Source organism: Pseudomonas sp. WS 5146, assembly GCF_012985495.1.
Lineage (GTDB): Bacteria > Pseudomonadota > Gammaproteobacteria > Pseudomonadales > Pseudomonadaceae > Aquipseudomonas > Aquipseudomonas edaphica.
The window spans coordinates 359,343-377,501 of sequence record NZ_JAAQWL010000005.1 but is presented as its reverse complement, the minus strand read 5'-3'; the positions used below and the strand labels follow the sequence as shown (position 1 = coordinate 377,501).

The window sequence follows — 18,159 nt, the reverse complement described above, 5'->3', positions numbered from 1 at the left end:
GGGCTGCTTCGCAACCCAGCGGGAGCAAGCTCCCTCGCCACAAGAGGTCGCTTGCCTTAAAACTGCAGCGTGCTGGAAACCGACACCTGCCGCGCATCGCCGATGGACACGAACTGCGTGTTCACCGACGAGGTGTAGTAGGTGCGATCAAACAGGTTCTTCACGTTGAGCTGGAACTTGACTTTCTGCCCATCGATTTTGGTGTCGTAGCTGGCAAACGCATCGGCCACGGTGTAGCTCGGCAGCTCGAAGCTGTTGGCCGCGTCCCCGGCCCGTTCGCCCACGTAACGGGCACCGGCGCCCACACGCAATTGATCGCCGCCGAGAATGCTGCCGAAGTCGTACACGGCCGACAACGAAGCGGTGTTTTTCGCCACGTTTTGCAGGCGATTGCCCTTAAGCGTCGGGTCTTCAGTCACCTCGGCATCGGTGTAGGCATAGCTGCCGATCAGGCTCCAGTTGTCGGTCAACTGGCCGCTGGCGTCCAGCTCAAGGCCACGGGAACGCACTTTGCCCGCCACGCTGTAGACCGCTGCCAAACCGTCGCCGACCTGCACCAGCACGTTGCGTTTTTCGATATTGAACAGCGCCGCACTGGCGGTTATACGCCCCGGTATGTCGAGTTTGGTGCCCAGCTCCCAGGCTTTGGACTGCTCCGGTTCCAGGCTGCCATCCAATACGCTTTTGTTCGCCAACGGCGCGATGGTGGAGTTGGGTTTGAACGACTCGGTGTAGCTGCCATAGAACGACAATTGATCGGTGTAGCGATACACCAGGCCGGCACGCGGCACCCACTTCTGGCCGTTGCCATCGGTGTTGGCGGTGAACGGCACGCCTTTGCCGGCGTATTGGTCGTACATCTGGTAGCGCGCACCGCCGACCAGAATCCACTGGTCATTGAGGTGGATGGCGTCCTGGAAGAATAGCGAATCGCTGCGCAGCAGGTCGGTCTGGTTACTGTCCGGCGCGCTGACTTTGGTGCCCGCGACTTCGTTGCCGTACACCGGATCGTTATAGTTGAAGACACCACGCGGCGCCTGGCGAATCAGGTCGGCGCGGTAGATCTTGCGGTACTCGTCGTCGAGCCCGAACACCAGGTCGTGCTGCATGCCGCCGACATTGACCTTGCCTTCCAGGCTGGTGGTGGCGAAGCGGTCGGTGGTCAGCGCACCCTGGGTGCCGTCCATGCTGCGGGTCAGGGTGCCGTTGGTGTTGACCTTGACTACGCGCACCTGGCTGGCGTCGTAGGTCTCGCGGTTCCAGCTGTAGCCGAAGTGCGCTTTCCAGTCGTCGTTCAAGTCGTGGTCGACTTCCAGGCGATACAGGTCGGAGCGGCCTTGCATATTGTTGAACGGCTCATCCAGCCGACGGGTCGCGGGGATGTTCAACGGGTGGTTGGTCTTGGGGTCGATGGCGGTGCCACGGTCGAACGGCGAGAGGAATTCGCGGTGCTCATAGGCGAACACCACTTTGGTGGTGTCGCCGTACCAGGCCAGCGACGGCGCCACCAACGTTTCGCGGTGGGTGCCGAAGTTGCGCCAGTAATCTTCGTCTTCGTGGTCGACGATCAGGCGATAGGCCAGGCCGCTGTCACCAATCGGGCCGGTGGTGTCGAGGTTGCCGCCGCTGCCGTTCTTGCCGTCACCGAAGGTCGAGCCGCGCGCGGTCAACGAGGTGGACTGCACCAGCTCGGGCTTCTTGCTGACGATATTGACCACGCCGCCCGGGTCCTGGATGCCATACAGCAAAGACGACGGGCCTTTGAGCACTTCGACGCGCTCGGCGGTGGCGTTCAGCGCCCGGCCCTGCACCACGGGCATGCCGTCCTTCATGATCGAGCCGTTACGGTTGTCACCAAAACCGCGCAGCATCACCGCGTCCTGGGTGCTGCCGAGGGTGTTGGCCTGGGTGATGCCACTGATATTGCCCAGGGCGTCATCCAGGTTGCGCGGCTGTTGGTCACGCAGCACTTGGGCCGGCACGACGTTGACGGTTTGCGGGGTTTCCAGCAGCAGGCCGTGGGAGCGCATCACCGAGCTGGTGGGCGGTGGCTGATAGCTGGTGGTGTCCTGGGCTTGGCTCGCGCCGCTGATGGTGGTGGCGCCCAGGTTGACTGCGCCATCGGTGGGCACAGGCTCAAGCGCCAGAGTGCGGGCGTCGATCTGGCGGAAGGTAAAGCCTGAGTTGCCGAGCAGCCGTTGCAGGGCCTGGGTGGCACTCATCTGCCCGCTGATCGCCGGGGCATTGAGACCATAGGGCGCTTCGTCGGTGTAGATCACACTGATGCCGGTGACCCGGCTGAAATCGCTCAGCGCCTGGGGCAGCGGCTTGGCTGCCAGGGCAAAATTGAACTGGGCGCTTTGTTGCTCCTGCGCCTGCGCAATCGCCAGAGGCAGCAACGCCAGGCCTGATGCCGCCAATACCGAGGCTCCCAGCCACTGTTTTACCCAACCGCCCGCCGTCGACTTCATGCTGTGAGAACCCGTGTAGAAAACGCTGTTAATGCGAATAGCTCGCAGTTTCAAACACTACACGGATGGGCGGGAGATTTACCTCACCTTTGTTTGCAAATATTTTTATTTATTGCGCCTGAATGCGAAAGCCCATGCGTGGGAAGTGCACGTGAACAGTGCCAGCACGCTCGTCGGTACGGCGCAGGATCAGCTCTTCACGGCCAGCGAACAGCAGCTCACCCGCCACCGGGTCGGTGCCGTAGTCAGTGGCCGCAATGGTCACCTGCTGGCCGGGCTTGAAGCCGTTCAAATCCTCGAACAGCTCATTCGGCAAAGCCGCAGGCGCGGTATTTCGCGCCACTTCCAGGGCTTGCTCGGCACTCATCTCGCTGAAAGTGCCATGCCCAAAGCCCAATACGCGGTCCAGCCAGGCAGCCACTGCCGGGTAGGCATCGACCAACGGCGCCGTCACCGATGAACCTTTGAGGAACCACAACGGGTGGGCCAGGGCAAAGTCAGCGATCGAGGCTTCACCGAACAGGAAGTCGCCGGCCTGGTGCTGCAGTTGTTGCTCAATACGGCTGACAATCGCCGGCCATTGGTGCTTTGCCTGCTCCAATTGCACGCGAACTGCCGTGCCACCACTGAACAATTTGGCGCGGTCGGCCACCAGCACCTGGATCATTTCCGGCGGCACCTTGGCAAATTTCACCGCCAGGGATTCCGGCTGGAACACCAGCGCCACGGCATGGGAGAACACCACCGAATCCGCCCAGGCAGCGAAACCTTGGGTCACCAGTTCCAAGCCTTGGGGAAACAGTGCCGGCGCGGACTTTTCCTGCTCCAAACGGCGGGCGATCAAAGCCGTGTCACAGTATATATCGGCGCCGACCTGCAGCACCGGGGTCTTGCGATAGCCACCGGTCAGCGGCATCAGGTCAGGTTTGGGCATCACCGGCGCGATACGCACCGAGCGCCAGGACAAGCCCTTGAAGCCCAGCAACAGGCGGGCTTTTTCAGCAAAGGGCGATTGCGGGTAATGGTGCAGGATCAACTCAGACATGCCAGGCTCCGCTCGATAGGTGAGCCGCCAGCTTAGCCTGCAAAACCGTGCGTGGGGACGATGAGAACCTATCAATCAAATCAATGAGCCACTCGCCGCCAGGCATTCCTTGGCGCTTTTCTTGAGTTTTTTGATCAGCCGCTCCTGACGCAGCGCCTCTCCCTTGGAAGCACACTGCTCGGTGTACACCAGCGCCACGGCCGGGCTGGACAGAAAAAACCGTGCGCCCTTGCCGCTCTGGTGGGAGGCAAAGCGGCGCACCGGGTCATTGCTGATGCCGCAATACAGCGAACCATTGGCGGCACGCACCAGGTAGACGAACCAGGGTTTGGGTTCAGGAAGTTCAGTCACGGGACGATTGCTGCAAACCAAAAGAACGCCAATCTTATCAACGACCGGCCTGAAATGCCTTCAAGCCTTTAAGCGCCTGGGCACGCACGGCGTTCTTCAATACCGGCGACCAGCCCAGCAACAAGCCCTTCAAGCCCAGCGCCTGGCGCGACCAACGCCACAGGTCGAAGTGGTCGTGGTGCTCGCAGATTTTGCCATCGCGAAACACAAACCGCGCACCGATATCGTTGACCACCGTATTGCCCGTGGCGCTGAACAGGTAGGTCGCCACCCAATGCGCACTGCCCGTGCTGTCATCACTGCGCACATGGTCGAAGGTCAGGGAGAAATCCTTGGCCCGCGTGGTGAGCATGCGCCACATGTCCCCGGCGTCGCGCCCGCGCAACTCACCAAAGGCCGGGTCGCTGAACACCACGTCGTCGGTGTAGCAGGCGGCCATGGCTTCGGCGTCCAGGCGCTGGAAAGCACTGTAGAACTCGGTGATCAGGGCGTTATGGGCATCACTCATGGGCAGGCTCCGCAGGCGTCGAAAGAATAGCCGCACGATAAGCTGCCCACGCTGCGCTGGCTACTGACATTCGCCACGCAAATGATGAGCCTACGGCACCATCCCAACACTGCGAGCATAGGCGAACAGGTCAACATCGGTGGAAATACTCAGCCGTTGCATGGCCGTGCTTTTCTGCTTGCTGATCGTGGAAATACTGCGATTGACCTGTGCCGCGATCTCGCTGACGGTCATGCCGCTGGCCAGCATGCGCACCACCTCGCGCTCCTTGCCGGATAATTGCGGCTCCTGGGACTGATCGCCCGTACCCGCCTCGACCATTTGCACCCGCAGGGATTCACTGGCGAACGTCTGGCCGGCACACACGGCCTTGATCGCCAGGGGCAGCTCCTTGGCCGAAGCACTTTTAGCCACCACTGCCTTGGCACCATGGGCGAAGGAAGCGCGCAGGGTGGCGACGCTGGCGAACATGGTCACCAGAATCACCGGCAACTTCGGATACTGGCGGTGCAGCAGGCTCAACAGCCCGTAGCCATCGGCCTGCTGACCGCCGGGCATGGCGAAGTCGGTGATGAGCAAGTCGCACGGCGTCGTACTTAACACGTCGAGCAATTGATCGGGTCCATCGGCCTCCGCGACCACTTTGCAGCGGCCATGCGCCTCAATCACGACTTTCTGCCCGATACGAACAATGGGGTGATCGTCAGCAATAATTACTCGAAGCATAAATTCCCACGAATGATGGCAACTTGAATCCGCGCAAAATACCCCCGCCGGCGCTCATCAACAACCGCTAACAAACAGCCGCTTACAGCCAACCCCAATGTTCACTCGTTCACATTTTTTTGCCTACATAACAACAGGAAAAAACCTACAGCCAAAACTAGATCGTCGGATTGCAAACGCTCAGTGAAAACACCACTCCTCAGACATCGGACAGGTACTCGAGATAGACGTACAACCGAGCCAGGAACAACTCCAATTGCACCTTGTGCGCAGCAACGCCCTGGGACCGGACCTGCTCAATCAGCCTCACCGCCATGGGTTCAAGTCCGGTGCCGCCCAAAAACACCAGGCTGCCCACCAAGCGATGGAGGCGTTCAGCTGTCAATGATGCGTTCAACGTCGCACAGGCATGGCGTAACAAACGATGGTCCTCCCACGCCTCGAACAGCAGGGTTTCCAACAATTGATCGACGACAGGCTCGCTGCCAAACGTCGCGACCAACGTGGCACGCGTTGGCCAGCCGGCGAGCGGTACAATGGCCGCCTGTTCGACATACCGATCATCCACGCCAGGCAACCAGCGCACCAACACCGCATGCAATTGTTCAAGGGTCAAGGGTTTGAGCAACCAGGCATCCATGCCGGCATCGCGGCAACGCTTGGGACTGTCATTTTGCAGGTTAGCGGTCAAGGCAATGATCGGCACTCGCCTCATCCCGGTATCGCACTCATGCTGGCGAATGGCGCGGGCCATGCTGTACCCGTCCATGAAGGGCATCTGGCAATCGCTGATTACCAGGTCGAACGGTCGGGTGGTAAAGGCCACCAGCCCGAGGTAGCCGTCGGCGGCTGTCTCGTGCCCCAGCCCCAGTTTCTGCAACAAACCACCCAACAACAGGCGGTAGGCAGAATGATCATCCACAACCAGCACACTCAACTGCCGCCAATGAAACGGGGGAAGGGTTGGCGGCTTCAGGTTGTGGCTCGCTCCTGCTGTTGAACCTACCAGCGAACCCATCAGTACCTCTATCGCAACTATTGATCCAGCAGCAATCCGCAGCACTGATGCAATAGCTCTTGAGGCCTATCATGCAGCAATGGTCGACGCATTCTTCTGAATGCTATCGGCCAAAAACAAATAACCTTTCGAGTTAACCAAAGCCCATACAACAACTACGAAAATCCCCTCTGAATCATCGCCTTCACACCGCCCTGCCAATGTCGTATTAGTTGTATTTCCCCTGCTCGCCCCCCTCGCTAAATTGTGCCCACCCCAAAGAGGGTCGGCTTGCCACTCCCAGGCAACAGCCAATAAACACCGAGACCGCCGCTTGGCCAACCACCCGTTCATACCGGGTCGGGCGTGGCCCCGCACGCGCCTCAATCTGCCAGCCTGTAATGGAACAAATGAAATGAAGATCTCTGTATCCCTGCTGAGCAGTGCCCTGCTGCTCGCCATGAACTCATCGGTGTTCGCCGCCAGCAGCGTCGACCTCAGCGTCAAGGGCATCATCACGCCCAGCGCCTGCACACCCAACCTGCCAGGTGACGTCGATTTTGGAAAAATCGCGGCAAAAGACCTGAGCCTAGACAGTTATACGCCGCTTGAGAGAAAGACCCTGCAACTGAGCGTCAATTGCGACGCGGCGACACTGTTTGCAATCCACCCCCTCGACAATCGAGCCGGTTCAGCCGCTCACGGCGCCGCCTTTGGCCTGGGTTTGATCAACGGAAACCAGAAGCTCGGCGTATATCAGCTGACGTTCACCAACCCCACCGCCGAAACGCCCTCCACTCTGATTGCGATGTTCAACTCCGAGGGCCGATGGACGGAGATCCTTACAGATGACGCCATCGCCCCCAACGATCTGGTGGCGCTGGGCAGCCGGGGCGACAGCGGTTGGGCACCCCACCCGATAAAAGACGCGATCATGGACATGACGCTGTACACCTCAATTGCACCTGCAAGAAACCTGACCTTGACCAGCGAAGTGGTAATCGACGGCTCTGCGACCTTTGAAATGAAGTACCTGTAAATGGATATTTCCCAAATGAAGACCTGCCTGCCCCTGTTGAGCAGCGCGCTGTTGCTCGCCATTACCTCATCCGCCTTCGCCGCCAGTTCCGTGGACCTGACCGTCAAGGGTTTGATCACCCCCAGCGCCTGCACTCCCAACCTGCCGGGCGCTGTGGACTACGGAAAAATCGCAGCAAAAGACCTGAACCCCGACAGCCACACCTGGCTTGAGGACCAGACATTGCAGTTGAGCGTGAACTGCGAGGCGGCGACGCTGTTTGCCATCAACCCCGTCGACAATCGAGCCGGTTCCTCAACCATTGGCCGAGGCTCCTACGGCCTGGGCCTAGCCAACGGCACAGAGAAGCTCGGCGGGTATCAACTGATGTTCAGCAACCCCGTCGCCGAAACGCCTTCGACCTTGCTCTACCAGTACGAACAGCGCGACTGGGCGCCGCTCTATCCAGAGGACCCCGTAGAAGACGATATGTTGGTGGCCCTGGGCAGCCGTGGCGATTCCGGCTGGGCCCCGCACCCCGTGCAGGACGCGCTCATGGACATCACCGTGCACACCGCCGTTGCGCCTGCCAACGGCTTGAGCCTGGCCAACGAAGTGGCGCTGGACGGCTCCACAACGTTTGAAGTCATGTACCTGTAAATGGAGACCTTTGAAATGAAGACCTCGCTGTCCCTGCTCAGCGCTGCGCTGTTGCTCACAAGCGCCTCGTCAGTGTTCGCCGCCAGCAGTGTGGACCTGACCGTCAAGGGGCTGATCACACCCAGCGCTTGTGCCCCCAGCCTTTCAAGCGGCGGGGTCATCGACCACGGCAAAATCGCGTCCAAGGATTTAAAGCCGGACAATTGGACGGTCATCGGCAATCACACGCTGCAACTGGCGATAACCTGCGAGGCGCCAACTCTGGTGGCCCTCAAGGGCATCGATAATGTAGGCGACTCCCATGACCCGATGAACAGGTATGGCCTGGGCCTGGTCAGCGGCCAAAAATTGGGCGGGTACTCCCTGACCTTCGGCAATCCTATAGCCGACAACGCAGCGATCTCCGTGATTGAGTCCTCCGATAACGGCCTCACCTGGCAGGAAAATATCCCAGGTGACACTTGGCCAGCCGCCTACCTCGCTTCGTTTGGCGATCGTTCGACCGGCAGTTGGGCGCCCACCCCAGTCCGGCTGGTGACGGCCGATCTCAAGGTGCAAACCCTTATCGCTCCAACTGCCGGGATGGACCTGACCACTGAGGTCCCCATCTACGGCTCCGCCACAATTGAAGTGAAATACCTGTAACCCCCTCTAACATCACAGGATGTGACCCATGGCTAGCCTCCGCACTCCCATCGCCGCGACATTGTTGCTGATCTGCGCCGGCCCAGCATTCGCCGCCAGCAGCATCGATCTGACCGTCAAGGGGCTGATTACCCCCAGCGCCTGCACCCCGGCACTGGCCCAAGGCGGTGTTGCCGACTACGGAAAGATCGCCGCCAAGGACCTGCAAGAAAACCAGGCTACTCCGTTGCCGCCCACTACCTTGCCATTCAACCTCAGCTGCGAGGCCGCCACGCTGTTTGCACTCAATGGTGTGGATAACCGCGCCGGCTCAGCCAGCAGCCCCAACGATTACTCGTATGGCCTGGGGTTCATCAACGAAACAGAGCGGGTCGGCGACTACGTGATCATTATCACCAACTACCTCGCCGACAACCTGCCGGTCAGCAAGCTGGCCTCCCGTGACAACGGCGCCACCTGGAGCGAAAACAGTGAGGACGCCATCTGGATGCGTGGCAGGCTCGCCGCCTTCGGCAACAACGCAAGTGGCACCTGGGCGCCCATCGCGATCAAGGCACTGACCAGCAACCTGGTGGTTCACCCCACTATCGCCCCTTCCAGTGGCCTGACATTGACCCAGGAACAACCTGTCGATGGCTCCGCCACGTTGGAAGTGATGTACCTGTAACCCCTCATCCTCTTACTAAGGAAGGTTTAAACGATGACTTACTTAAGAGCGGCGCCCCTGGCCGCCCTGTTGTTGGGCACCTCGTCTCTCACGCTGGCCGCCAGCAGCCTGGACCTTACCGTCAAGGGCATCATCACGCCCAGCGCCTGCGCGCCAGTGGTTTCCGGCGGCGGCAATGTCGACTTCGGCAAGGTGTCGGTCAAGGACCTCAACGCTGATACCTACACCGACCTGCCCAGAGAAACCATGCTCTTGAGCGTGCGCTGCGAAGGGCCGACGTTTTTTACCTTGAACACCATCGACAACCGCGCCGGCACCACCGCCAGCCACTTCAGTTGGCACGGCCTGGGCCTGACCCCCAGCGATGAAAAACTCGGCGATGCCGGGCTTGGTCTCTACCAGCCGGTGGCCGACGGCGTACCGGTGCGCACCATCACCTCACGGGATGGCGGCGTCACCTGGATGCCTTCAGTGATGCTCAGCCATACCGTGTTGACGGCGGTCGCCGACAACGACGGCGTGGTGCCGATTGCGATCCAGGAACTGGACGCCGAGATACGCCTGATCACCCACATTGCGCCCGCCAGCAGCCTGACGCTGACCGACGATGTGCCTATCGACGGTCACGCCACCGTGCAAGTCAATTACCTCTAAGGAACCTCCCGATGAACACTCGATTGACCACCCTGGCCGTCAGCGCACTGCTGCTCAGTTCGGCCAATGCCTTTGCCGCCAGCAGCGTCGACCTGACCGTCAAAGGCCTGATTGTGCCCAGCGCCTGTACGCCCAGCCTGTCCGGCGGTGGCATGATCGACCACGGCAAAGTGTCTGCCAAGGACTTGAACCCGGACCGGGGCACCGCGATTGGCGTGCATACCCTGTCGATGACCGTCGACTGTGACGCGCCGATCCAGTTTGCTCTGCACCCCATCGATAACCGCGCAGCCTCAGGTCTAACCACGGACTTCGGCCTGGGCTTTATCAACGAAACCCAGAAGCTGGGCCACTTCTCCCTCACTTGGCGCGGCATGGTTGCCGACGGCGTGACCGTTCAACCCATCGCATCGATGGACCAGGGCAAAACCTGGTACTCCGAAAAATTCTGGGAGCCGAGCATGTACATGGCGGCAGCGTCGATGAGCGACGACACCCAGCCGCTGCCGATCCAAAACCTGAGCGTCGATCTGGAAGTGCTCACTATCATCAATGCCGCCGCCAGCCTGGACCTCAGCAATGAGGTAACCATCGATGGCTCGGCCACCGTTGAAGTGAAGTACCTGTAACCCATGGCCGCCCATCCCTTGACTACCGCCGGGCATGGGCTGCGCCTACCTGTGCCGGTACTGAACACCGTTGGCCGTTGCGTGGCTGTGCTGCTCCTCTGCCTGGCCACCTTAGTCAACGCCCACGCGGCCTCGACCGTCGACCTCACGGTAACCGGCCGGATAACGCCGGACGCCTGCCATGTCGAGCTGACTAATGAAGGCACCGTCGATCACGGCAAGATTCCTTCCCATAGCCTCAACGCCGACGAATTCACCGTGCTGCCTATCCAGATGCTCGATCTGCGCGTGCAGTGCGCCAGGCCCATGTTGTTTGCGCTGGTAGGTATTGATAATCGCGCCGACTCCTCGTCGGCACCCGATTATTTCTACGGGCTGGGCAGGAACATCCACGTCCCAGAGGAGCGCCTGGGATCCGTGGCATTGTCCTATCGCAACGCAGTGGGCGATGCGCAGCCCATGCAGGTATTGGCGTCCAACGACAACGGCGAAACCTGGTCACAGGAGCCCAACGCTTACCCGCGCGCGCATATGGCCTTTGCGCCAGTCGGGGACCGCCAACCGGATTTCATCGGCCAGTTGACCGTCCAGGTTCAGGTGAGCACCGCCATCAATTTTTCGCAGTACCTGACCCTGGACCAGGAGGTCCCGCTCGACGGCGCCATTGTCCTGGACCTGCGCTACCTCTGACCGCCCCCCTTTTGGCCTAATGGAAACCCCATCATGACGACGTCATTCTCAAACACCGTGGTGGGCCTTGTCGCCCTGCTGCTGATCCTTGGCAATCAAGTCAAAGCCGACGGCATGGTCCCGGACACCTCCGTGGTGATCGTGCATGAAGCCGAAGGCGAAGCGGCGGTGTCGGTGACCAATACCGACAGCCAGCTCGCGCTGCTGCATGTGACCTTGCAGGACATTCCTGAAGACACCGAGCCGCTGTTGGTGGTGACACCGCCGCTGTCACGGGTAGAAGCGTCCAAAACCCAGCTGGTGCGCTTCATTCTGCAAAACCAGAAGCCGTTGCTGACCCAGCGGCTTAAACGGGCAGTGTTCGAAGGTATGCCCCAAGGTCGCGCCGCCACCGCCGCCGGTCACGCCCGTGTGGGCGTGACCGTGCGCCAGAACCTGCCCGTGATCGTGCACCCCAAGGGCCTTGCGCCGAACCGCACCCCTTGGACCGACCTGACCTGGACGCTGCGCGACGGCCAATTACAGGTGCGCAACGACACGCCTTATGTGGTGCGCCTTGCACAGGAGCTGTTGCTGTTGCCCGGTGACGGCAGGGCAATGCTGCCGCGTACCTATGTGCTGCCGGGCGAAGCTTTGAGCGTACCGGCCAGCGGTGGCCAGGCCAGAACGGTGCGTCTGCAGCCGGCCACGGTGTATGGGTTTGCGGTCAAGGCCTACGACGCCCCTATCACCCTCTGACTGACAACCACAGGTGTCGTGACAGACCGGCACCTGGATAACGAAGTGACGGCTTATTGACCGTCACCAGAGCGCCTGGAATCCCCGACACAACGGGGGCCAGTGCACTCACTACTCGAGTACCTTGCGTGAAAACAGTATTGAGTTACCGTGACGGCGAAGCCGTGTCCGATACCCCCGTCTGCCAGACCTTGCCGCTGGTGTTGTTACTGTGTGCCCTCGTGCCCGACAAGGCTTGGGCCGACGATTCCAGCCCGGTTGGCTTCGACGCCCAGACCTTGCATCAGCGTGGCATTGACCCACAGCTGGCCAGCCTGTTGCTGGCAGCACCGCGCTTCGCTGCCGGGCGGCACACCGTTAACCTGCGGGTCAACGGCCAACGCCGTGGCCGACAGGATCTGACCTTCGATCAACAGGGCAACCTGTGCCTGGACCGCGCCTTGCTGGACGCCGCTGACCTGGTGACGCCCAGCGAGACGCCAGGCTGCCGGGATTTTCTCGCGCAGTATCCACAAACCCTGGTGGAGCCGGACCCGGCGACACTGACGGTGTCACTGGTGGTGCCCACCGAAGCCCTGCGCCCTGTGCAGCAGGATATCTCGGGGTACGAAACCGGCGGTTTTGCCGGGCTGCTCAACTATGACCTCAGCGGTTTTTACAACCGCTTCGGCGATGACGCCAGCCGCTTTGGCTCGGCCAATACCGAAGTCGGGTTCAACGCCGGCGACTGGATCGTGCGCAGCCGCCAGGTGCAGACCTGGCAGGATGGCCTGTCGCGCAGTACGCATCTGGAGGCCTACGCGCAACGCACCTTCGCCAGCCACCAGGCGGTGCTGCAGGCCGGGCAGATCAACCTCTACAACCCGGTGCTCTCCGGTGCGCAGATCACCGGCGTGCAGGTGCTGACCGAACATGCACTTCAAGAACAGGGTCAGGGCGCGCAGATCCAAGGTATCGCCAACAGCCCGGCGCAAGTGGAAGTACGTCAGAACGGAGCACTGATTCACTCCACCGTGGTGCCTGCCGGGCCTTTCACCTTGAACGATGTACGTCGGTTGAACACGCGCTCGGATGTCGAAGTCACGGTCAAGGAAAGTGTTGGCGGTGAGCGACGTTTCACCGTGCCCGCCGCCATGCTTGGCCTCGGGTTGCCGGCACCGGGCTACTCCGTGGCCGCAGGCCGAGTGCGCAATGTGGGTGACGCCAGGGGTGATGATCCTTGGGTGGTGAGTGCCGGCTGGACCGGCGCCTTGCACCCGCAACTGACACTGGGGAGTGGCGTGCTGGCCGCCAGCGAATACCGTTCGGTAGGCGCCAGCCTGGGCTGGTTGCCGTGGCTTGATAGCCAGATCCAGCTGTCAACCCAACTGTCCAACACCCAGGGCTGGGAAAAAGTCTCGGGTGTACAGACCGACCTGTCATGGTCCCAGCGCTTGAGCGAACAGTGGTCGGTCAGCGCCGCCAACTCCTGGCGCAGCATCGGCTACCGCGAACTCGAAGAAAGCACCTATGAGCGCGACCACAGCCATGAGAGTAATGACAGCCGTCGCGACTCCCGCTATCGCGACCAGCAAAGCCTCAACCTGGGTTGGTCGCATCCGCTGCTGGGCGCCTTCAGTGCCGGGGTTTCGCGCTCGTCCAACTTTGCCGGTGACAGCAGCAGCCGCGCGCTGGCGTCCTGGGGTACCAGTATCGGCGCCGTGTCGTTGTCGGCCAGTGCCGAGTGGCAAATGGGCGGCCGCGAGCAGCGAGACAACGCCGTCTATCTCAACATCAGCGTACCGCTGGGCGAGAGCCGCAGGCTACGCAGCTGGGTGCGCAATTCCGGCGGTGAAAACCGTACCGGCCTGGGCCTGACCGAACAGATCGACGACCAACTCAGCTACCGCGTCAGCGCCGAACACGACAGCAGTGACCATCAGGTGGAAACCTCCGTAGGCGTCTCGGCACTGCCGCGCTACAGCCAGCTCGATTTCAGCTACAGCCGCTCCGACGCCGAGCGTTCGAGCTACCAGGGCGGCGCTCGTGGCGGTGTGGTGCTGCACGGCGACGGCGTGACCTTTTCGCCCTACCCGGTGCGCGACACCTTTGCCGTGGTGTCGGTCGGCGACATGAGCGGCATTAAGCTCAGCACCCCCAGCGGCCCGGTGTGGACCGACTGGCAGGGCCAGGCCGTAGTGCCGCAAGTGGCCGCATACGGGCGCAGCCCGGTTGAAGTGCAGACACGCTCACTGCCGCGCAATGCCGATATCAATAACGGCCTGGCGATGATCTCGGCCGGGCGTGGCGCGGTGGACCGCGTCGAATTTGGCGTCGGCCTGACCCGTCGCGTGCTGCTTACCGTCAGCAACGACCAGGGCGCGCCGCTGCCTGCGGGCGCCTCCGTCAGCACTGCCAGTGGCGAATTCGTCACCTTGGTGCAGGACGGCAGCCAGGTGTTTCTGCCCAATGTGCTGGAACAGCCGACGTTGTGGATCACCACGCCGCAAAGCGGGCGTTGCGAGTTGCGCTACGAACTGCCGGAAAAAGCCGACCCGGCGGTGTACTTCGAAACCGCTCCCGCACGTTGCAACCTGCCTTGAGGATGACCGCCATGCCCATCACACCTTATATGCGTCAACTGTGCCTGTGGCTGCTGGTCGGCGTAGCCGGCACTGCCCAGGCCTTGGAAGAATGCCAACTCAATGTGAGCGAACCGCTGGTGGATTTCGGCCTGATGAGTCGCCTGGCGCAAGCCGACAGCGCGGCGCAACGCCTGCTCGGCGAACGGCGCCTGAGCGTGACAGTCAACTGCCCGCAGGCTGAAGACCTCAGCCTGTTCTACCGCGCCCTGGCCGCCAACCCGCAACGCCTGCAATTTACCGAGCACGGCAGTTATGCCATCGAAGTCGGCAACGCCGTGCTCGATGGCCGCAGCGTAGAACTGGGTTTGCTGCCCGCCGCCGGCCAGGCGCCCATTACCAATGGCAACGTGCTGGAGTGGCGCCCCGGCCACGGCATAGCACCGGTCGAACAAGGCGCAGTGCTCACGGGTAAAACCCTGTCGCTGCAACTGACCCTGCGCGCCTGGGCCGACCTCGCCGCCACGCAGGTGCGCGATGCCACCACCTGGGAAACCACCGGGACGTTGTACGGCGCAAAGCACGGGCGTTACCGGGAACTGACACTGCGCGCGCACTTTGCGCCCATCGCCTGCCTGCCGACGCTGTCCGACCACGGCGTGGTGGACTACGGCACCTTGTACGCCAAGGACTTGAGCGCCACCAACGAGACACCGTTGCCGACCCGCTCCCTGCGCCTGAGCGTGACCTGCGACGCGCCGGCACGCTTTGCCCTGCGCATGTTTGATAACCGCGACGGGTCGGCCACCGGTGGCACCGATGAAACCGCCTATGGCCTGGACCTGGATGCCAGCCGCAACAAAATCGGGCGTTTTTACCTGACTGTCGACCCGGCGGAATTCAGCGCCGATACCTGGCCCACGTTGTACCGCACCGACTCCACCAGCAACGGCGTGGCGTGGAGCAGCTCCACAGCCCGGCAAATCCCCATGGCCGCCAACAGCCTGCTGGGCTTTACCGACAAAACCGGCGTCACCACAGGCCCTGTCGCCATCCAGGCCCTGACCGGCACGGTACGTATAAAGACTTACCTGGCACCCATGCAAAGCCTGGACCTGCGTGAGGTGGTGCTGATCAATGGTTCCGGCACCCTCGAGATCGTGTACCCGTAACCGTCACTGCAAGGAGTCCGTCCCATGAAACGCCCTATGAAAACCCGCATTTTTTCCAGCCTGCTGTTACTGGCCTGCGCGCCCTCGGTGCTGGCCGCATCGGCGGTGGACCTGACCGTCAAAGGCCTGATCGTTCCCGCCGCTTGCTTGCCGCAGTTCCCCGGCGGGGCACTGATCGACTACGGCAAAATCGCCCAACAAGACTTGAACCTGAGCACTGCGACACGCCTGCCGGCCAAGCCCCTGCTTTTCGCCATCGCCTGCAGCGGTCCCACCCGCTATGCCCTGCGCATGCGCGATAACCGCGAGGGCTCGGCCATGGTCAACAGCGAGATTTACTATGGGTTGGGGTTCGATATCAGCGGTAATCGCCTGGGGGTTTACTCCATGACCTTCGACCCGCGCCAGACCCAGGCCAACACCACCGCGCAGATCTACGGCACCGAGTCCACCACCGGCGGCGTGGCGTGGCGCACGTCCAACCTCAACCCCATCGACATCGGCTCCAGGAGCTACCTGGGTTTTACCGAGGTGGAGGGCAGCGTCAGCGGGCCTACGGCCATCGGCACGCTGACGGGTACAGTCACAGTGCAGACCGTGATCAATGCCCGGCAGAATCTGGACTTGAGCGTGGAAACTCCACTGGATGGCTGGGCAACGCTTGAGGTGGTGTATCTCTAGAGTTTCTCGCTGGTCACTTGTACATAACGCGCCCGCCCGGCGCCGAGACCCGCGACAATCGCACCGAGGCCGATCACGGCGAAGATCCAGCCGATGGCCGTCCAGCCGCCGGTCCAGTCATGCACCAGGCCGACCGCAAACGGCCCCATCGACGCCAGGGTGTAGCCAATGCCCTGGGCCATGCTCGACAGGTTGGCGGCGACATGGGAATCACGCGAGCGCAGCACGATCAGGGTCAGCGCCAGGCTGAAGGTGCCGCCCTGCCCCAGGCCGAGCAGAATCGCCCAACCCCACAAGCCATCCAGCGGCGCATACAGGCAACCGAACAGGCCGCCAAGGGTCAGCAGCATCACCACCACAATCGCCAGGCGCTGGTCCTTGCCGCGGGTGGCCAGCCACGGTGCGGCCAGGGAACTGAGCAGTTGCACGATGATGGAACCGGACAACGCCAACCCTGCCTCGGTGGCGCTGAGCCCCCGGCCAATGAGGATTGACGGCAACCAGCCAAACACAATGTAAGCCAGGGACGATTGCAGGCCCATGTACAAAGTCACCTGCCAAGCCAGTGGGTCACGCAGCAAGCCCCTGACCCGGTAAGCCACCTGATGGGCGCCGTGCTTTGGTCCGACTTGCGGCAACCAGAACAACGCCGCCAGCAACGCCGGGATAACCCAGAACCCCAGTCCGACGGCCCAGCTGTCTGCGAAGTACTGACTCAGGGGCACCGTGGCCCCGGCTGCCAACGCGGCGCCCAGACACAATGCCATGGTGTAGACGCCAGTCATGGCGCCCGCCTGCCTGGCAAAATCACGCTTGACGATACCCGGTAGCAATACACCGATGATGCCGATGCTCGCGCCAGCGATCAGGCTGCCCGCGAACAACCCCACTTCACCGAACGAACTGCGCAGGATGATGCCGCCAGCCAGGGTGAGCAGAATCCCCAGCACCACGCGCTCAGCGCCAAAACGCCTGGCCAGGATCGGCGCAGTGGGCGCGAACAGGCCCAGGCACAACACCGGCAAGGTAGTCAGCAAGCCCGCCTTGGCAGCGGACAACCCCAGGCTGCTGGACACTTCTGCCAGCAATGGCGCCATGCTCGACAGCGCCGGGCGCAGGTTCAATGCCACCAGCACCAGGCCCAGCAGCAAGAGACACGGGCGAGCCACCAACGGAGGGGCCTGCTGGACGGCTTCGTCATCGGCTTCGGCGTCAATCAACAGTTCTTCGAGTTCAGTCGTACGTTTGGCTTCAAGGTTCATTGATCAACTGCCGGCAGAGGGATTTGGCACGTTCGGGGTCTTGGTTTTCCACCGCGTCGAGCAAGGCGATATGCAGGTCGAATACCGCCTGGCGACGTGGTGAGATGTTCAGGGTCTGACGCAACTGGGCGCCGACGATGCTGGAGAAATACTGGTACAGCTCGCTCAGCGCCGGGTTGTGCGCTGCATCCACCAGGCGCTTGTGGAACACCAGGTCGGCGCTGATATAGGCCTCCAGGTCACCGTGGTACAACTCGCCGCTGCGCTCAAGGGCTTCACGCAACCCTTTGAGATCGTCATCGGTACGACGCAACGCCGCCAGGCCGATGGCCTCCACTTCGAGAATCTGCCGCGTCTCCTGCGCCTGCGCCAACGTGCAGTGGGACAGTGCGCGCATCGTCCCCAACGGGTCGGTCATCGAGCGCAAGTAACTGCCGTCGCCCTGGCGGATTTCGATCAGACCCGAGAACGCCAACACACGCATGGCCTCACGCACGGTATTGCGGCTGATGCCCAGCTCGGCGGACAACTCCGGCTCGGTGGGCAGGCGCTCACCGATGGCCCATTTGCCTTCGGTTATACGCCAGCGCAGTTGCTCCAACGCTTGATCGACCAGGGAGCGTTTGATCAGGGGGGCGATGTCTGTCATGAGTTTTGCACTTTCGTCCAATCATAGGATGAATT

19 protein-coding genes are annotated in these 18,159 nt (G+C 61.8%); 11 read left to right on the top strand and 8 right to left on the bottom strand.

The window, feature by feature from the left end; genetic code table 11:
• Positions 1-56: 56 nt before the first annotated feature.
• The 6 genes from HBO41_RS16480 to HBO41_RS16455 all read right to left on the bottom strand — a co-directional run bounded on the left by HBO41_RS16480 (position 57) and on the right by HBO41_RS16455 (position 6,119).
• A complete protein-coding gene (locus tag HBO41_RS16480; protein WP_138452890.1) occupies positions 57-2,471 on the bottom strand; it encodes a TonB-dependent receptor in 2,415 nt (804 codons plus the stop codon).
• 109 nt (positions 2,472-2,580) lie between these two features.
• Positions 2,581-3,516 (bottom strand): glutathione S-transferase family protein, encoded by a 936-nt coding sequence (locus HBO41_RS16475; protein ID WP_017135181.1) that lies wholly within the window; start codon positions 3,514-3,516, stop codon positions 2,581-2,583.
• A gap of 75 nt (positions 3,517-3,591) precedes the next feature.
• Positions 3,592-3,867 carry a GIY-YIG nuclease family protein gene (locus tag HBO41_RS16470; RefSeq protein ID WP_017135182.1) on the bottom strand — a complete coding sequence of 92 codons (276 nt, stop codon included), beginning with the start codon at positions 3,865-3,867 and terminating at the stop codon, positions 3,592-3,594.
• Positions 3,868-3,904: 37 nt separating this feature from the next.
• Positions 3,905-4,375, bottom strand: coding sequence for a nuclear transport factor 2 family protein (locus HBO41_RS16465; RefSeq protein ID WP_169986952.1), 471 nt, complete (start codon positions 4,373-4,375; stop codon positions 3,905-3,907).
• A 90-nt stretch (positions 4,376-4,465) separates the two neighbouring features.
• On the bottom strand, positions 4,466-5,101 hold the full coding sequence (locus tag HBO41_RS16460) for a response regulator transcription factor (RefSeq protein WP_017135183.1): 636 nt from the start codon (positions 5,099-5,101) through the stop codon (positions 4,466-4,468).
• 199 nt (positions 5,102-5,300) lie between these two features.
• The gene (locus HBO41_RS16455) at positions 5,301-6,119 is read right to left on the bottom strand and encodes a response regulator (protein ID WP_017135184.1); all 819 of its coding nucleotides are present in this window, start codon (positions 6,117-6,119) and stop codon (positions 5,301-5,303) included.
• A gap of 394 nt (positions 6,120-6,513) precedes the next feature.
• Between HBO41_RS16455 and HBO41_RS16450 the strand changes: the two genes are divergently transcribed.
• The 11 genes from HBO41_RS16450 to HBO41_RS16400 all read left to right on the top strand — a co-directional run bounded on the left by HBO41_RS16450 (position 6,514) and on the right by HBO41_RS16400 (position 16,213).
• Complete coding sequence (locus HBO41_RS16450; RefSeq protein ID WP_099548450.1) at positions 6,514-7,137, top strand: DUF1120 domain-containing protein; 624 nt, start codon at positions 6,514-6,516, stop codon at positions 7,135-7,137.
• A gap of 15 nt (positions 7,138-7,152) precedes the next feature.
• Complete coding sequence (locus tag HBO41_RS16445) at positions 7,153-7,776, top strand: DUF1120 domain-containing protein (protein WP_099548692.1); 624 nt, start codon at positions 7,153-7,155, stop codon at positions 7,774-7,776.
• A gap of 15 nt (positions 7,777-7,791) precedes the next feature.
• The gene (locus HBO41_RS16440) at positions 7,792-8,421 is read left to right on the top strand and encodes a DUF1120 domain-containing protein (RefSeq protein WP_026013539.1); all 630 of its coding nucleotides are present in this window, start codon (positions 7,792-7,794) and stop codon (positions 8,419-8,421) included.
• Positions 8,422-8,449: 28 nt separating this feature from the next.
• Positions 8,450-9,088, top strand: a complete 639-nt coding sequence (locus tag HBO41_RS16435; RefSeq protein WP_138449602.1) for a DUF1120 domain-containing protein — start codon at positions 8,450-8,452, stop codon at positions 9,086-9,088.
• Between the two features lie 33 nt (positions 9,089-9,121).
• Positions 9,122-9,742, top strand: coding sequence for a DUF1120 domain-containing protein (locus HBO41_RS16430; RefSeq protein WP_017135189.1), 621 nt, complete (start codon positions 9,122-9,124; stop codon positions 9,740-9,742).
• Between the two features lie 11 nt (positions 9,743-9,753).
• Positions 9,754-10,371 carry a DUF1120 domain-containing protein gene (locus HBO41_RS16425; RefSeq protein ID WP_017135190.1) on the top strand — a complete coding sequence of 206 codons (618 nt, stop codon included), beginning with the start codon at positions 9,754-9,756 and terminating at the stop codon, positions 10,369-10,371.
• Between the two features lie 3 nt (positions 10,372-10,374).
• Positions 10,375-11,061, top strand: a complete 687-nt coding sequence (locus HBO41_RS16420) for a DUF1120 domain-containing protein (RefSeq protein WP_169986950.1) — start codon at positions 10,375-10,377, stop codon at positions 11,059-11,061.
• A 33-nt stretch (positions 11,062-11,094) separates the two neighbouring features.
• Complete coding sequence (locus HBO41_RS16415; RefSeq protein WP_099548442.1) at positions 11,095-11,799, top strand: fimbria/pilus chaperone family protein; 705 nt, start codon at positions 11,095-11,097, stop codon at positions 11,797-11,799.
• Between the two features lie 128 nt (positions 11,800-11,927).
• Positions 11,928-14,381, top strand: coding sequence for a fimbria/pilus outer membrane usher protein (locus tag HBO41_RS16410; protein WP_342355863.1), 2,454 nt, complete (start codon positions 11,928-11,930; stop codon positions 14,379-14,381).
• An 11-nt stretch (positions 14,382-14,392) separates the two neighbouring features.
• Positions 14,393-15,532 (top strand): DUF1120 domain-containing protein, encoded by a 1,140-nt coding sequence (locus HBO41_RS16405; protein ID WP_256349238.1) that lies wholly within the window; start codon positions 14,393-14,395, stop codon positions 15,530-15,532.
• A gap of 36 nt (positions 15,533-15,568) precedes the next feature.
• The gene (locus HBO41_RS16400; RefSeq protein ID WP_138449608.1) at positions 15,569-16,213 is read left to right on the top strand and encodes a DUF1120 domain-containing protein; all 645 of its coding nucleotides are present in this window, start codon (positions 15,569-15,571) and stop codon (positions 16,211-16,213) included.
• On the opposite strand, the gene HBO41_RS16395 is transcribed toward HBO41_RS16400, so the two are convergent.
• Together HBO41_RS16395 and HBO41_RS16390 are read right to left on the bottom strand one after the other, a co-directional pair.
• On the bottom strand, positions 16,210-17,475 hold the full coding sequence (locus HBO41_RS16395; RefSeq protein ID WP_169986948.1) for a CynX/NimT family MFS transporter: 1,266 nt from the start codon (positions 17,473-17,475) through the stop codon (positions 16,210-16,212). The two genes, HBO41_RS16400 and HBO41_RS16395, sit on opposite strands and share 4 nt — an antisense overlap.
• The gene (locus HBO41_RS16390; RefSeq protein ID WP_138449599.1) at positions 17,465-18,124 is read right to left on the bottom strand and encodes a FadR/GntR family transcriptional regulator; all 660 of its coding nucleotides are present in this window, start codon (positions 18,122-18,124) and stop codon (positions 17,465-17,467) included. Before HBO41_RS16390 ends, HBO41_RS16395 begins: the two co-directional genes overlap by 11 nt.
• Positions 18,125-18,159 lie beyond the last annotated feature (35 nt).

What these genes read in the sequence shown, in the direction of transcription:
- HBO41_RS16480 (WP_138452890.1), bottom strand. Translation starts at nt 2,471, where the DNA reads ATGAAGTCGACGGCGGGCGGTTGGGTAAAACAGTGGCTGGGAGCCTCG.
- HBO41_RS16425 (WP_017135190.1), top strand. Translation starts at nt 9,754, where the DNA reads ATGAACACTCGATTGACCACCCTGGCCGTCAGCGCACTGCTGCTCAGT.
- HBO41_RS16435 (WP_138449602.1), top strand. Translation starts at nt 8,450, where the DNA reads ATGGCTAGCCTCCGCACTCCCATCGCCGCGACATTGTTGCTGATCTGC.
- HBO41_RS16415 (WP_099548442.1), top strand. Translation starts at nt 11,095, where the DNA reads ATGACGACGTCATTCTCAAACACCGTGGTGGGCCTTGTCGCCCTGCTG.
- HBO41_RS16405 (WP_256349238.1), top strand. Translation starts at nt 14,393, where the DNA reads ATGCCCATCACACCTTATATGCGTCAACTGTGCCTGTGGCTGCTGGTC.
- HBO41_RS16465 (WP_169986952.1), bottom strand. Translation starts at nt 4,375, where the DNA reads ATGAGTGATGCCCATAACGCCCTGATCACCGAGTTCTACAGTGCTTTC.
- HBO41_RS16390 (WP_138449599.1), bottom strand. Translation starts at nt 18,124, where the DNA reads ATGACAGACATCGCCCCCCTGATCAAACGCTCCCTGGTCGATCAAGCG.
- HBO41_RS16450 (WP_099548450.1), top strand. Translation starts at nt 6,514, where the DNA reads ATGAAGATCTCTGTATCCCTGCTGAGCAGTGCCCTGCTGCTCGCCATG.
- HBO41_RS16420 (WP_169986950.1), top strand. Translation starts at nt 10,375, where the DNA reads ATGGCCGCCCATCCCTTGACTACCGCCGGGCATGGGCTGCGCCTACCT.
- HBO41_RS16430 (WP_017135189.1), top strand. Translation starts at nt 9,122, where the DNA reads ATGACTTACTTAAGAGCGGCGCCCCTGGCCGCCCTGTTGTTGGGCACC.
- HBO41_RS16455 (WP_017135184.1), bottom strand. Translation starts at nt 6,119, where the DNA reads ATGGGTTCGCTGGTAGGTTCAACAGCAGGAGCGAGCCACAACCTGAAG.
- HBO41_RS16400 (WP_138449608.1), top strand. Translation starts at nt 15,569, where the DNA reads ATGAAAACCCGCATTTTTTCCAGCCTGCTGTTACTGGCCTGCGCGCCC.
- HBO41_RS16445 (WP_099548692.1), top strand. Translation starts at nt 7,153, where the DNA reads ATGAAGACCTGCCTGCCCCTGTTGAGCAGCGCGCTGTTGCTCGCCATT.
- HBO41_RS16475 (WP_017135181.1), bottom strand. Translation starts at nt 3,516, where the DNA reads ATGTCTGAGTTGATCCTGCACCATTACCCGCAATCGCCCTTTGCTGAA.
- HBO41_RS16395 (WP_169986948.1), bottom strand. Translation starts at nt 17,475, where the DNA reads ATGAACCTTGAAGCCAAACGTACGACTGAACTCGAAGAACTGTTGATT.
- HBO41_RS16460 (WP_017135183.1), bottom strand. Translation starts at nt 5,101, where the DNA reads ATGCTTCGAGTAATTATTGCTGACGATCACCCCATTGTTCGTATCGGG.
- HBO41_RS16440 (WP_026013539.1), top strand. Translation starts at nt 7,792, where the DNA reads ATGAAGACCTCGCTGTCCCTGCTCAGCGCTGCGCTGTTGCTCACAAGC.